This window comes from Rhizobium sp. NZLR1 (assembly GCF_017357385.1).
GTDB lineage: Bacteria > Pseudomonadota > Alphaproteobacteria > Rhizobiales > Rhizobiaceae > Rhizobium.
Genome location: NZ_CP071635.1, coordinates 91384 through 104232, shown reverse-complemented (window position 1 = coordinate 104232; position 12849 = coordinate 91384). Strand labels below are relative to the sequence as shown.

Below are 12849 nucleotides of genomic sequence, written 5' to 3'. Positions count from 1 at the left end.
GGAGCGGCTGTTCAGCCAGAAGGCGAGTACAATCAGCGGCGCGAACTGTTCCTAAAGGGGAAACGGGCGCCGTCAGCCTCACGAAGAATCACTGAGGACGACTTCTCCTGAACTCCGCCAGAAGCTCGCTTTTGGCAAAACCTCCATCAACAAGTCGACGTGGAGAGGATTTTCGTCAGCTGCTTATGTAGCCATTCGCCTGGCGAGCGAACCGCGACATTGACACTTGCATCGGATTGACGGTGAGCCCAAATCCACGATTTTCGCAGCCATTCGGTTCGACGCTGCGACGGCCTGCCTTAGGGTCAAAGAGCAGCCACGTTGCTCAAGCTGAGCCAACCCCACCTGGTCTCCTTTGGTCGGCAGTAAATTTCCGCTCTCTCAAAACGCTGCGCTATCCTTCGACACTGATGCGTGATGAGCTGTTATGCCCCAATTGCTCGGAAAGAATGGCGGCTGATTTGCGCATCGTCTCTCCGAGTGACTCGATAAGCGCCGGAGTCGTTTCGCTTTCCAGAAGGCTGATGGCAATGCCGGCAACCGCGCATCTCGTATGATCTCGCAGAGCGGTGCCGATGCAGATCATCCCTTCGCGAACCTGACCGTTATCGATCGAAAAACCACGCATACGTATGTCAGCCAGCTCCTGCCTTAGTGCGGCAAGATTTTTGACGCTTCTAGAGGTGAGGGGCAAAGGAAAGTTCGCTCTGAAGAGAGCATCGAGCTTATCCTCCGGCATTTCGGAAAGCAGCATTTTGCCTGTCGCGGTAAAGGTGGCAGGAAGGCGCATTCCTATCCGGAAAGTATGCCCCAGGGGCTGGTCGGAATTACGGCAATCAATATAGACGACCTCGTGACGGTCAAGAGTCGTCAGTGTGACCGTGTAGGGAGACAATGTGGTGTCGGAAGCGAAATAATTCCGGAAAACTGACACCATGTCCATCTCGGATAAAAAACCGTGCGCCCAACGCATAGGATGCGGGCCGAGCCGGAACGTGCCGTCCTGTTTGCGAACAAGAAGGCCAAGCTCTACCATCACGCCAAGTAGGCCGTGAGCCGTACTTTTTGGCAACGACATCGCCCGTGTGATGTCGGCGGCCGACATTGCCTCGCTGGAATTGGTGACAAGATCGAGGATCGAGACCGCGCGCCTGAGCGCCGGAACAGAGTCGACGGATTTGCCGATCGCAGTGTCGTCCACTGCGGCGAGTCTTGCACTTGACACTTTCGATACCTCCTGTCAGGCTAGTTCAATATAACGATATTGGTTCAACAAATTGAACTCTACGCTTGGGGGAGGTCATGGTCAATCTAAAAAAAACGGAACTGCTGCGCGATCGATGCCTGATAAATGGCAAGTGGGTTGCGAGCTCTCAGAACAACGTAGCCGTCAACAACCCCGCGACGGGGGAGATTGTCGGCACCGTCCCTGCGCTGGAGACGGCAGATATTGAGCAGGCGGTCGCAGCGGCCGAGATGGCGTTCCGATCGTGGCGCGCGCTTGCAGCCAAGGAAAGAGCGGCCGTCCTGCTTCGCTGGTTCGATCTGATAGTAGAAAATGCAGACGATCTCGCCGCGCTGTTGACGGCTGAACAGGGTAAGCCCCTCTCCGAAGCCAGGGGGGAAATACTCTATGCTGCCTCCTTCATTCAATGGTTTGCCGAGGAGGCAAAGAGAGTGTATGGGGACATCATACCCGCACCCACCACCGACAAGCGCATCCTGGTTTTCAAGCAGCCGATCGGTGTCTGCGCTGCGATCACGCCCTGGAACTTCCCGGCAGCAATGATTACACGCAAGGCGGCGCCTGCGCTGGCTGCCGGTTGCACAATGGTGGTTAAGCCGGCTGAGCAGACACCCCTCACGGCGCTTGCTCTCGGCGTTCTGGCCGATCAGGCAGGTATTCCCGCCGGCGTTTTTCAGATTGTGACAGGAAAAGCACGCGAGATCGGCAAGGTGCTGACGGAAAGCGACATTGTCAAAAAACTCTCTTTCACCGGATCGACCGAGGTGGGGCGAATTCTGATGGCGCAGTCGGCGCCGACGATAAAAAAACTATCAATGGAGCTCGGCGGCAACGCACCTTTTATTGTTTTTGACGACGCGGACCTCGATGCCGCCGTCGATGGTGCCGTCGCTTCGAAATTCCGCAATGCTGGTCAGACCTGCGTCTGCACAAACCGTATCTACGTGCAGTCCGGTGTTTACGCTGTCTTCGCTGAAAAGCTTGCCGCGAAGGTTTCTGCACTGAAAGTCGGTGAAGGTACGCAGATAGGCGTAACGATCGGGCCGCTGATTGATGCTGACGCCATTACCAAGGTCGAGGACCATATTAGCGATGCGGTCGCGCAGGGAGCGAAAGTGGTCGCAGGTGGCAAGCGACACAGCCTTGGCGGGACATTCTTCGAACCAACCGTCCTGACGGGAGCGACACAGGCGATGAAGGTCGCACGCGAGGAAACCTTCGGGCCAGTCGCGCCTCTCTTCAGCTTTGAGACAGAGGAAGAGGCAGTCGCTATGGCCAACGATACGGAATTCGGATTGGCTGCCTATTTCTATACTGAAAACGTCCGTCGGACATGGCGAGTGGCCGAAGCGCTGGAGTACGGCATGGTGGGTCACAACACCGGTCAGATCTCGAACGAGGTAGCGCCATTTGGCGGCGTCAAGCAGTCCGGCCTCGGACGGGAAGGCTCCCGTTACGGGATCGATGACTACCTGGAAATCAAATATCTGTGCTCGGCGATCGCTTAAGCAGCTGACGACAAGGGAGGACTGAATGACGATCAATCCGTTCGAGTTTCGAACTGTCCCATCCATTGAAATGGCCTGGGGCGGAGCTAAGCGATTAGGTGAAATCATCGCTGCGCGTTTTGCCGCGCGCAAGGTGCTTTTGGTCACCGATGCGGGCCTTGTGAAGGCTGGGTTGATTGCGCCCATTGCCGCCAGTCTGGAGGCGGCTGGCTTCAGCGTGGCGATTTTCGATAGGGTTGTGCCAGATCCACCGGAAAGTGTTTTGTATGGTTGTGTCGAGGAGGCGCGGCAAGTCGCAGCCGATATTGTCATTGGTCTCGGTGGTGGCTCGTCCTTGGACATAGCAAAGCTCGCGGCGGTGCTGCTCTCGTCGGCACAACCGCTCGCCGAAATGTATGGCATCGGCAAAGTTCAGGGGGGGCGTGTTCCACTGGTTCTCGTTCCGACAACTGCGGGCACCGGTTCCGAAGTCACCAACATTTCCATCATCACCACCGGCGAGACGACCAAGATGGGAGTCGTGTCGGCGCAACTCTATGCGGATTTCGTGCTCCTGGATGCGGAATTGACCGTTGGTTTGCCGCAGGCTCACACCGCAGCAAGCGGCATCGATGCGATGGTGCATGCCATCGAAGCCTATACAAGTAAGCATAAAAAAAACCCGCTTTCGGACGCGCTTGCGCGTGAGGCGTTGCGGCTTCTCGGCACCAATCTAATCGCTGGCTGCAAGGAGCCGACAAACCGGGATGCTCGCGAAGGCATGCTTCTCGGTGCAATGCTTGCGGGCCAGGCTTTCTCCAATTCCCCGGTGGCTGCGGTCCACGCGTTGGCCTATCCGCTGGGTGGACATTATCACATTACGCATGGTCTTTCGAACGCTCTGATGCTCGGCCCAGTCCTTCGTTACAATGCACAGGCGGCTGCCCCGCTTTACGCCGAGCTCGCCGATGTGCTTGGGGTCAAGGGAAGCGGCGACACTGCGGCCCGTTCCGAGGACTTCGTTACCCATATGCAGGTGCTGATGGATAAAAGCGGCGCGCCGCGCCGGCTCCGCGATGTCGGGGTAACCGACAACAGCCTCGCCATGCTGGCTACGGATGCGATAAAAAACCAGGGGCGCCTGCTCGTCAACAATCCGGTCGAGGTTCGGGAAGAGGATGCGCTGGCGCTGTATCGGGAAGCCTTCTGAAGATTTCCGCAGAAATTCGCCGTTCATATCAACACGGGAGGTCCAACGTGACGGATATCCGACTTTACATGCTTCAGTCCGGCACCCTGAAATGCAAAGTGCACAACATCAAAATGAATCAGGGAAATGGTGCGGATTACGAAATCCCGGTTCCTTTTTACCTGATCACCCATCCCGACGGTCACACAATCATCGACGGTGGAGTCGCCATTGAAGTCGCGACGGACCCGCGCGGCCACTGGGGCGGTATTTGCGACGTGTACTGGCCGGTGCTTGACAAGGACAAAGGATGCGTCGATCAGGTCAAAGCTCTCGGCTTTGATCCGGCGGATGTTAAATATGTCGTGCAGTCCCACCTGCATCTCGACCATACCGGCGCGATCGGCCGCTTTCCGAATGCCACGCATATCGTGCAGAGGGCCGAATATGAATACGCCTTCACGCCCGACTGGTTTGCCGATGGCGGCTATATCCGCAAGGATTTCGATCGCCCGGGTCTGAAATGGCAGTTTTTGAACGGCACTCAAGACGATTTTTATGATGTTTATGGCGACGGAACGCTGACGACGATCTTCAGTCCTGGCCATGCGATGGGCCATCAATCCTTTCTCGTCCGCCTTCCCAGCAGCGAGCCGCTGCTTCTGACGATCGATGCCGCCTACACACTCGACCATTGGGAAGAAAAGGCGCTGCCCGGCTTCCTCGCATCGACGGTGGATACTGTTCGCTCTGTACAGAAGCTGCGCACAATCGCGGAGAGGACGGGGGCAAACGTCGTCACCGGTCACGACCCGGATGCGTGGTCGACCTTCAAGAAGGCACCAGAGTATTACTCTTGAGAAGTCGCCGCGGTCTGGCCGCGACATGATCCTACAGGGGCGAATAAGCCCCTTATAAGCTCAGAAGTTTTGACCTGGATCAATGTGAAATCCAGTGACTAGGATACGGCTTTGGAAGGCTGAGGCCACCACTTTGTTTCGTTGGTAACCGACCAAGGAGAAGTAAATGCGCCTGAAAATACTTATCACTGTCGCCATGATGGCCGGCCCGGCATTGGCGTACGAGCCTTTAGTTGAGAAGCGGGAATTTACCCTGAAGAACTTCGTGACACGTGGAGGCAGGACGGTTCCCGAAATGCGGCTGGGGTATGAAACCTATGGCACGCTGAACGACGCCAAAGATAATGCCATCCTGATTCCGCATTATTTCAGTGGAAGCAGTCACGCAGCGGGAAAATATAAGGAGGCGGATGTAAGCGCCGGCTATTGGGATGCGATCATCGGGTCCGGCAAGCCCATCGATACGGAAAAATACTTTGTCGTGTCGGTAGACACACCGGTCAATCTCGGTGCCAACGATCCGAACGTCATCACCACCGGACCGGCGACGATCAATCCCAAAACAGGAAAGCCTTGGGGTATGGATTTCCCGATCATGACAATCGGCGATTTCGTTGATACGCAGAAAGGGCTGATGGAGCAACTGGGGATCGGGAAATGGCATGCTGTCATGGGCGCCTCCATGGGAGGGCTGCAAAGCTATGAATGGGCAGCACGCTATCCCGACAAGTTGGAGCGGGTGATTCCGGTCATTTCCTCTGGTTGGGCAGACGCGAACCTTATCGCGTGGCTGGACGTCTGGGCGTCGCCGATCAAACTGGATCCAAACTGGAACGGTGGAGATTATTACACAGGCCAGGCGCCGAATGCAGGGCTGGCTCAAGCGATGAAGACTTTAACACTGCAGGCAAATTCGGCAGAATGGACCGACGGTACATTTGGGCGTGACTGGGCCAGCGAAGGTGCGGATCCCGGGCAGAGTTGGGCGAATGATTATAGGGTTGTCACGAAGCTGAACGAGGCGGGCGCAGCACGAGTAGCCCAGTCAGATGCGAACCATTTCCTTTATCTCGCGCGCGCCAATCAGCTGTTCGTCGCTGGACAGCCCAAAGACTGCCTCTACAAAGGGCTTCTGAATATCGATGTGCCCGTGATGCTGATCTATACCGACGAAGACCTGATTTTTCCTGGAAATGCAGTGCGGGAGACAGGAACGATTATTAAATCCGACGGTACGCCGGTCGAATTCGTCGAACTGGAAGGCACGCGAGGGCACATGGATGGCGTGTTGAGCATTGCTCAGGCGGGAGAGCGAATTCGAGCATTCCTTGAGGCCAAATAGGAGCGGGCTGGCCCTCCCTTTTGCTTAAGGCGAGCCAGCAGGGACTGGCGGTGTTTGGCCACACACACGTGCTCGGAGTCCATAAACAGAAACTAGTGGCCTCCGGCAAGTCCAAGACAGCCGAGGCGGTCCGCTATGCTCCTACTCGCCGCGAGGCGTCATCGAAAACGATAAGCGGCGTTGCCACCAAGCTCGGCGCCGCGTTTCATGATCTCGTTGGCGCCCTGGAGCATCAGGATCTTGCCGACATTGCTCGCGCCGGTGAAGGTGAGCTTGCGCACCTTCTCGTTCTCCGTGAATTTCGTGCCGATAAATGGGAATCCTCGGAGAGCACGAACATGAAGATACCAGTCGACAGGCCTGCGCGCTCTGCAAGCAATGCGAGCGATGTGCCGAAAGCATTTTTCCTCGGTAGTGATCGGTGCGAGGAAGCGGATGATGTGGCCCAACGCCGCAGGTGAGCAGGATCAGCCCTTGAAAGGCGCCTTCTCGCTGACCTGTCTGATAAATTCGCCAGCGTCGCTGTTGCGAGTGATCGAACACATGGCTATGAAATCCCACACTGATTTCGATCTGCCACGGGTATTTTTCTCCAAATGTGCCCGTGTCTTTCCCTGTGCGAACGCGTTTTGCAAACAATGCAGCGTTCAAGACGCTTCCTTGGATCGAGCGTATTTCTAACCGGCAAAATTGCGGCTGAACGAAAGTGCCGAGATGGACCACAAAAAGAAAATCTATCGCGTTGCGGAAGCTGCACGTCTAGCGGGAGTTTCTGCATCGACACTTCGGCTTTGGGAGAAGGAGGGTCTCATCGTACCGGATCGCTCGGAAAAGGGCCACCGGCGGTACGACGCTGACCACGTTACGCGGTTAAAGCGTATCGCATCGCTTAGAAAAGACAGACGACTCACCATCGCGGGGATCCGCGAAGATCTCAGGAAGTCTTCGCCAGAAGCGGGCACGCCTCGGGACGCGAGTGATGCCATTCCGGAGGTGAAGAAGCGGAAGCAGCTCGAAGACGAAATCGCCCGGTTGAAACGGATTGTCGCAGAGCAGACGCTGGAGCTCAATATGTTGCGGGAGGTCCATTCGCCGAAACGCCCAGGGCCTGCTCGGAAGCGGGAGGGGTGAAGGACATGTGCCGGGATTAGATGGTCTCGATCCGGCGTGCCTGTGGGCCGTTGAACTTCGATCGGACCACCTACCACTACACCTCTCTCCAGGCCGATCAGGCCGGTCCGGACGTCGTATTCGTGCGATCTGCGAGACGAGTGTGCGGTAAGACTATCGTTGCTTGCATGTGCGGTTTCGCGGGGTTCGGTCATGGCTCATCCCTTTCCTGGTTGTGTGGCGACACCGCGTGCACCTTCGGCCGCATCGCGCTGTGCCCTGAGGCTGGCGCGCAGCTCCCGCCTGAGTTCCGTGAACTGCCGCGTCAGCTCGTCGAAGTCGTGCTGGCTCGGAACGCCCAACAGCTTGGCGACGCTGTCGGTCATTTGCTGCTGGCAGGTGCGCAGGTCCAGCCCGGCGAGCAGCAATTCGCGCTGCGCGGCGAGGAAATCCTTAGAGCGCAGGTTGCTGATCAGTTCCTCGTTGGCAATGTCCCTCCATTTGTCGAAGGCCTTGCGCCAGCCGAAATCCTTGGCGTCTCCTTCCTTCGTGTCGGCGAGCGTCGCGCTGTAGCGTTCATAGGCCTTGCTCCACGGCACGGTGGCGATGGCGTGATAGGTCGCCATGCGTTGGCCCACGTCCATCCAGGCCGCCATCAGCGCGTAGACCTGTCGGTCGAGGTTCCACATGTCGGCAAGGCGCGGGCTTTCCACCATGTGCTTGATGGTTTTTGAGATCTCGCTGCCCTGCGCGGCGGCAAACAAGCTGCTGTCAGCCGCGCGCGTGGTGAAAAAGGGCATCATCGAGTTGAACCACAATTTTCCAACCTCCCCTGACTGCTCCATGTTGCTGCGCCACATTTCCGACATGCGCAGCAGCATCTGCGAGAATTCCGGTTGGTCGTCCGAGCTCGGGGGATGGCCGGCTCACTCGCCTGCGGCCGGGCCGCGGCCCGCAAGCGCGCTGGCATAGATCGCCCAGGCCTGGTCGTAGTCGAGCTTGCGCGGATTGTTGACCAGGATGCGCTTCTGCTGTTTCATCGCATCCTCCGCCCGCAGGCCGGAGCTTGCACAGCAGTTTTTCATTTGTTTGCTGAATTGGCAGCCACAAGGACTGAACGCTCAAGCAGCCTAACCTGCGGCCTTCACCGGATGCATACCTTCGACGCTTCGAAAAACATGGCCCGATTTTACGCTATGTCAATCGAGCCGACGTTATTTGGGGAGGTCTGCTTGACGCGGCGCTGGGGGCGCATCGGCTCTGGTGCCAAGAGGGAAGTCTACCATTTCCCTCGGGAGGAAGAGGCGGTCGCACGGATACAAACCGAAACCCAGTGCGGCCAGAAAACGATGGCCTGATTGGCTACCGGATCAGGCGGCCGCGTTCACATCGAACTCGAAATGAAGCTGGTCATAGGGGAATTCGACGCCGGCGTCGGTCCGGTCCAGGACACCCGCGTTGACAAGCGTCGTCACATCCTTATGGACGGCCTGCACGTCCCGGCCGACACGTCGGGCGACTTCCCGTATCGCCAGCGGCCCCTGCCCTGCCATCGCCTTCACGATCGCAAGCCGCGGCGGCGCAAGCACCCTGTGCATGTCGTCGTAGCTTGGAAAATTCACCGACGGCGTAGCAGGAACGACGACGCCTTCCAATGCCTTTTGCCCCGCATTCACGAAGCGGGCCTTGGCATCGGCAATCGAGCTTAGTCTGATGACGAGCGTCCTCATGCGAGTATCCTTTCCATGTCCGCCTGAAATGCATCGAACAATGCTTCCAGCGTTGTGAATTCCATCGGTTCCTCGATATCACAGATGGCGATGATCGCCCTTGCCGCGCTCATTGTCATAACGCATGACGCACTCGCCCTCCTCTCCTGATCCTCGATCATCCCCGTCAATTCCACGCGTCATCACCGGGAAGGTCGCCGTTGGTTGATCGCGGCGGCGAGCTTGTCGATACCCTGCGCATCGAGGGCGGCGAATTCGCCAACCCGCATGACAGATGTTCCAACTCGTCCGGGCGGGTTTTCGCATCGCGCCAGAAGACCAACGCGGCGGTAATGGTGGCCTAGTCCACGGGGTCAAGATCGATGCGCACGTTTCGCAATGTCGGCTTGGGCGATCCTCCTATGAGCGCTTCGAAAGAGCGGCATGATGCGCTTGCGCGTGAGGCGGTCGCGGGTGGTCGTGAACATCGAGCCATCCCGTTCCCGCCATGTTTCGCAGCCGTTGATGGTGGTGCGTCCACGGCGTTTGCGGATCGGCGGCAGGACGCTGCGCCTGCTGCTCAGGCGTCAGGTCTTGAAACCGCTCGATCTCGTAGTCAGGCATCCAGCCGTCTTGCAAAGGGTGCGGCGCGTTCCGATAGCGATGCTCGATCGCAGGACCGCCGAATAGGCCGGGCTGTATCCCGGCAAGCCGTCGTTGATGTTGCGCCTTCCGATAGTCGGCACGCATTGACCGTCCGCGCTCAAGGCGGGGCGGTCAGGCTCGTTTTCGGTTCCGTGCCGCCGATGGGAGTCCTCTACGCTCTTATCACCCATGTTGAATGTCCTGCAGATCGAGGGAATAGCTGCGCCGCGCCGGCCGCAATGGCGGCGTGCTCGATATGAAGCTCGGCGGCGCGATGACCGGACGGACGCTTGCACCATGTTCCCGCCTTCACATGGCATGTGGGCCAAGGGACGCGGGTGTCGGGATGGTCGGGCCACCCCTCCCCGCAACAGGAGAACGCGAAAGCAGCTTGGCCGCACGCCTCCATATAGGTGCGCCGGCAAATTGCGGAAAGATCGCGATTCCCGGTGGTGTCCGCGCATCACCAGAGCACCGGCAACTCCTCGAACCCGCCAGTAATGATCTCCTTGCGCAACTTCAGTTCTCCAGACGCCACGGCCAAGCGCAGCGTGGGGAAGCGCTGGAAGATCGAACCGAACACCACCTTGAGTTCCAGCCTGGCAAGCGCCTCGCCGATGCAGTAGTGCGGCCCGTAGGAGAACGCCAGGTGCGGTTTTTCGGCGCGTCCGATGTCGAAGATTTCCGGGTCGTCGAAATGGCGTGGATCGAACGACGTCGCCGGCAGGCCGACCAGCACCTTGCTCTCCGCGGGAATATGCACGCCCGCGATGGTCACGTCGGTCGTCGGATAGCGCATGATGCCGTCCCAGCCCGCGCCCGGCGGGTACATGCGCAGGATTTCCTCCACTGCCTTGTCCACGAGGGATGGATCGCCGACCAGGCGTTCGCGCTGTTGCGGATGGCGGAACATGGCCAGCAGGCCTAATTCGATCTGTGCGACGGTGCTCTCGTGCCCCGCCACTAGTATGCCCGCGGCCAAGCCGATCGCCTCTTCCTCGGTCGCCTTGCCCTGGTCGACCGCCGCGAGCAGATCCGTCAGCAGGTTGTCGCCCGGATCCTGGCGCTTGCCTCGCATCTTGCCGCGAATGTAGGTGCGCAATTCTTCCCAGGCCAGGAGCGCCGCGCTACGCGGGCCGCTTTCATGCTGGTGCGTCATCACTTCATCGGACAGCTCGGCGAAAAAGGCGTGATCCTCGTAGGGCACGCCCATCAGCGCGCTGATGACCATGGCCGGAAGCGGAAAGGAGAGGTAGTGCCGCAGGTCGGCGGGCTGGGGCTGGGCCGCCAGCGTCTCGAACAACTGCGCGGCGATCGCCTCGATTCGCTGCGCGAGCAGCTTCACCCTGCGGTTGCTAAAGGCCGGCGCCACGATCGTGCGTAACCGGGCATGCTCGCTGCCCTCGTGCGAGCCCAGCCACCCCGGCGAACCGAGAATCACCGTAGCCGGGGTGAATGCCGCCGGGGGCATTCCCGAGGGCCGGAACGCCGAGTCGGACAGTACCGCCTTAGCTTCCTCTTAGCCTGTTACCCACCAACCTTCGTGCCCGGACGGGAAGCGCACGCGGTGGATCGGACCGTTGGCGCGTAACGCCAACATCTCGGGCGAGGGCTCGATGTGATTGACGCGCCACATCGGCAGCGTCGGCAAGGGTTGTCCGGACCTGATGGCACTTCACTCTCTATGCGATGAAAGGGCGGAAGGTGACCGGCAAGCGCTGCCGACAGCCAATGACTTAAAGCGGCATGTAGAAGACGTCCTACGCGGCGATTGTCGGCGCCAGATATTCCACCGCACGAACAGCGGGGAAGTACCGGCATGACGCGCTGGACGTCTTGCAAGCGTCAGCAGGAACCGCAATCGTCTTCATCGTCTTGCTCTACGATGTGTCTTCTTACCGTTTCCTCATGCCTCTCGAAGGGCTGCGCTCTGCTTCAGCGAGAGAAAAGACCACCTCAACATCCTCGCGTGAGACGAGCGGGCCTGAAGCCCAAGAGCTCAGGGGACCAAGGTGCGACTAGGTCCTCGATAATGGTTTGAAGATCTGCCAGGAGATGTGCGGTAAACTGTCGGCGTGAGCTCACGAGAACTGCCAAATCATTGGTCTTGAAATGGCAACCAAGTTTCTGCCACACAAAGCGATCGGATTCAGTCAAGACGATGTTCCTTTGAAAGTGGAGTTGAGTGGAAGGCAAGGGTCTCTAAGCAGCATTCGCATCAGGTTTCTCTCCAAACGTTACTCTGCAGATATCGGTCTTCGCGGCCGCGAGCATGAAGCGTATGCGCTGCGTGCGTGAGCTCATCTGCTAAGTCCCCTGGATTAGGAGTTCGCCTTACCTGCAGTCCTGGAGCACGAAGCCTGTGACATATAGATCGGGGGACGGCCCAAAACCTTGGATACGATGTCCATTACCTCCGCATTGGTGGAAGTCAGCGATTCGATCGCTTATCGGCCTACCGCTACCCCTGACAGCTCATACAACGATCGGTTCTTGAGCCGCGCTTCCCGTATCGGGCTCGATTCACCCTCGAGGCTCTGCGGGCAAAACTTCAAAGCCTCTTTCGGATGGGCCGAAGCGAGATAAGCACGGAGTTCGTTGATCTGTCGAAGCGAATAGGAGCATCTTCCTGCGGCCCCTGGCTCCGGTGTTGGCCCCAGCCCATCAATGGACGACTGACGCCGATAGCTGCCCGATGCAAGGTCATGTCCGGAAAGTGGCTATATGCAGCATAGATATCATCGTGACGGTTTATCTTCTCATTGGCGTATATATTCTGTCTTCGTTTACCCCAGTTGCCTGAGCTGGTCAACACTCAGCAGCCAGCAAGCACTTTGCCGCGCCAACAAACTTACCGGCTCCATCGGAGCAGGGCGTTCGTCAGCCGATCTGAACCCTTCAAACTGGACCAGTTTTAGCTAAAGTTTTCCGGTGCATTTTCTGGCTGGGAAAGGAACAACGATGAAGGCATCGCAATTTTCGGACGCGCAGAAGGCGTTCATTCTGAAGCAAAGTGATGAAGGTGTCTGTTGCTGCGATCTGCCGCAACGCATCAGTCAGGCGACCTACTTCAATTGGAGGAAGAAGTATGCCGGCATGTTGCCGCCGACAGACATCGGCGATCGGGACTCCCCCTCTACCAAAATTGAGGACAATGCGATCTCCTTAATTTCTTCCTGCATGGGTCGTAAGTCGCAGTTCCAGATGGCCCGATTAACCGAAATTCTCGACATCCATTTACGATCGTCGTCACTTTTGTCG

The 12849-nt window shown here is 58.1% G+C and carries 10 protein-coding genes and 8 pseudogenes; 9 read left to right on the top strand and 9 right to left on the bottom strand.

Annotated elements, in window-relative coordinates:
• Nucleotides 1–394: 394 nt before the first annotated feature.
• Nucleotides 395–1225 carry an IclR family transcriptional regulator gene (locus J3O30_RS29510; protein ID WP_131713993.1) on the bottom strand — a complete coding sequence of 277 codons (831 nt, stop codon included), beginning with the start codon at nt 1223–1225 and terminating at the stop codon, nt 395–397.
• Nucleotides 1226–1302: 77 nt separating this feature from the next.
• Here J3O30_RS29510 and J3O30_RS29505 point away from each other — a divergent pair, with 77 nt between their 5' ends.
• From J3O30_RS29505 to J3O30_RS29490, 4 genes are all read left to right on the top strand, one after another.
• Entirely contained in the window at nt 1303–2754 is a 1452-nt protein-coding gene (locus J3O30_RS29505) for an NAD-dependent succinate-semialdehyde dehydrogenase (protein WP_077987951.1), read from the top strand.
• A gap of 25 nt (nt 2755–2779) precedes the next feature.
• A complete protein-coding gene (locus tag J3O30_RS29500; protein WP_094231119.1) occupies nt 2780–3943 on the top strand; it encodes an iron-containing alcohol dehydrogenase in 1164 nt (387 codons plus the stop codon).
• Nucleotides 3944–3990: 47 nt separating this feature from the next.
• Nucleotides 3991–4782 carry an N-acyl homoserine lactonase AttM gene (gene attM, locus J3O30_RS29495; RefSeq protein WP_028756146.1) on the top strand — a complete coding sequence of 264 codons (792 nt, stop codon included), beginning with the start codon at nt 3991–3993 and terminating at the stop codon, nt 4780–4782.
• Between the two features lie 166 nt (nt 4783–4948).
• Nucleotides 4949–6124, top strand: coding sequence for a homoserine O-acetyltransferase (locus tag J3O30_RS29490; protein ID WP_028756147.1), 1176 nt, complete (start codon nt 4949–4951; stop codon nt 6122–6124).
• 154 nt (nt 6125–6278) lie between these two features.
• On the opposite strand, the pseudogene J3O30_RS29485 reads toward J3O30_RS29490, so the two are convergent.
• Nucleotides 6279–6512: pseudogene (locus tag J3O30_RS29485) on the bottom strand (aldehyde dehydrogenase family protein); the annotation flags it as partial.
• A 326-nt stretch (nt 6513–6838) separates the two neighbouring features.
• Between J3O30_RS29485 and J3O30_RS29480 the strand changes: the two are divergent.
• Together J3O30_RS29480 and J3O30_RS33485 are read left to right on the top strand one after the other, a co-directional pair.
• Nucleotides 6839–7060, top strand: a pseudogene (locus J3O30_RS29480) (helix-turn-helix domain-containing protein); the annotation flags it as partial.
• Nucleotides 7061–7111: 51 nt separating this feature from the next.
• Nucleotides 7112–7403: pseudogene (locus J3O30_RS33485) on the top strand (IS3 family transposase); the annotation flags it as partial.
• A 49-nt stretch (nt 7404–7452) separates the two neighbouring features.
• On the opposite strand, the gene J3O30_RS29475 reads toward J3O30_RS33485, so the two are convergent.
• Together J3O30_RS29475 and J3O30_RS29470 are read right to left on the bottom strand one after the other, a co-directional pair.
• Entirely contained in the window at nt 7453–8115 is a 663-nt protein-coding gene (locus J3O30_RS29475; protein WP_049810884.1) for a poly(R)-hydroxyalkanoic acid synthase subunit PhaE, read from the bottom strand.
• Between the two features lie 45 nt (nt 8116–8160).
• Nucleotides 8161–8286, bottom strand: a pseudogene (locus J3O30_RS29470) (alcohol dehydrogenase); the annotation flags it as partial.
• A 99-nt stretch (nt 8287–8385) separates the two neighbouring features.
• On the opposite strand from J3O30_RS29470, the gene J3O30_RS29465 reads away from it, so the two are divergent.
• Nucleotides 8386–8592 carry a WGR domain-containing protein gene (locus J3O30_RS29465; RefSeq protein ID WP_049810885.1) on the top strand — a complete coding sequence of 69 codons (207 nt, stop codon included), beginning with the start codon at nt 8386–8388 and terminating at the stop codon, nt 8590–8592.
• Between the two features lie 12 nt (nt 8593–8604).
• Here the strand turns inward: J3O30_RS29465 and J3O30_RS29460 are convergent, their stop codons facing one another.
• Both J3O30_RS29460 and J3O30_RS29455 read right to left on the bottom strand, forming a co-directional pair.
• Nucleotides 8605–8964: a hypothetical protein gene (locus tag J3O30_RS29460; RefSeq protein WP_028756149.1), complete on the bottom strand. Its 360-nt coding sequence runs from the start codon at nt 8962–8964 to the stop codon at nt 8605–8607.
• Nucleotides 8961–9105, bottom strand: a pseudogene (locus tag J3O30_RS29455) (DUF6516 family protein); the annotation flags it as partial. The pseudogene J3O30_RS29455 and the gene J3O30_RS29460, both read right to left, overlap by 4 nt.
• A 59-nt stretch (nt 9106–9164) precedes the next feature.
• On the opposite strand from J3O30_RS29455, the gene J3O30_RS29450 reads away from it, so the two are divergent.
• A complete protein-coding gene (locus J3O30_RS29450) occupies nt 9165–9308 on the top strand; it encodes a hypothetical protein (RefSeq protein WP_158081445.1) in 144 nt (47 codons plus the stop codon).
• 55 nt (nt 9309–9363) lie between these two features.
• Here the strand turns inward: J3O30_RS29450 and J3O30_RS29445 are convergent, their stop codons facing one another.
• From J3O30_RS29445 to J3O30_RS33480, 3 genes and pseudogenes are all read right to left on the bottom strand, one after another.
• Nucleotides 9364–9693: a hypothetical protein gene (locus J3O30_RS29445; RefSeq protein ID WP_131624541.1), complete on the bottom strand. Its 330-nt coding sequence runs from the start codon at nt 9691–9693 to the stop codon at nt 9364–9366.
• 358 nt (nt 9694–10051) lie between these two features.
• A pseudogene (locus J3O30_RS29440) lies at nt 10052–11224 on the bottom strand (cytochrome P450).
• A gap of 886 nt (nt 11225–12110) precedes the next feature.
• Nucleotides 12111–12284 (bottom strand): annotated as a pseudogene (locus J3O30_RS33480) (plasmid partitioning protein RepA); the annotation flags it as partial.
• A 265-nt stretch (nt 12285–12549) separates the two neighbouring features.
• Here J3O30_RS33480 and J3O30_RS29435 point away from each other — a divergent pair.
• A pseudogene (locus J3O30_RS29435) lies at nt 12550–12696 on the top strand (transposase); the annotation flags it as partial.
• Between the last annotated feature and the right edge of the window lie 153 nt (nt 12697–12849).

What these genes read in the sequence shown, in the direction of transcription:
- J3O30_RS29445 (WP_131624541.1), bottom strand. Translation starts at nt 9,693, where the DNA reads ATGCGTGCCGACTATCGGAAGGCGCAACATCAACGACGGCTTGCCGGG.
- J3O30_RS29505 (WP_077987951.1), top strand. Translation starts at nt 1,303, where the DNA reads ATGGTCAATCTAAAAAAAACGGAACTGCTGCGCGATCGATGCCTGATA.
- J3O30_RS29500 (WP_094231119.1), top strand. Translation starts at nt 2,780, where the DNA reads ATGACGATCAATCCGTTCGAGTTTCGAACTGTCCCATCCATTGAAATG.
- J3O30_RS29475 (WP_049810884.1), bottom strand. Translation starts at nt 8,115, where the DNA reads ATGCTGCTGCGCATGTCGGAAATGTGGCGCAGCAACATGGAGCAGTCA.
- J3O30_RS29465 (WP_049810885.1), top strand. Translation starts at nt 8,386, where the DNA reads ATGCATACCTTCGACGCTTCGAAAAACATGGCCCGATTTTACGCTATG.
- J3O30_RS29460 (WP_028756149.1), bottom strand. Translation starts at nt 8,964, where the DNA reads ATGAGGACGCTCGTCATCAGACTAAGCTCGATTGCCGATGCCAAGGCC.
- J3O30_RS29490 (WP_028756147.1), top strand. Translation starts at nt 4,949, where the DNA reads ATGCGCCTGAAAATACTTATCACTGTCGCCATGATGGCCGGCCCGGCA.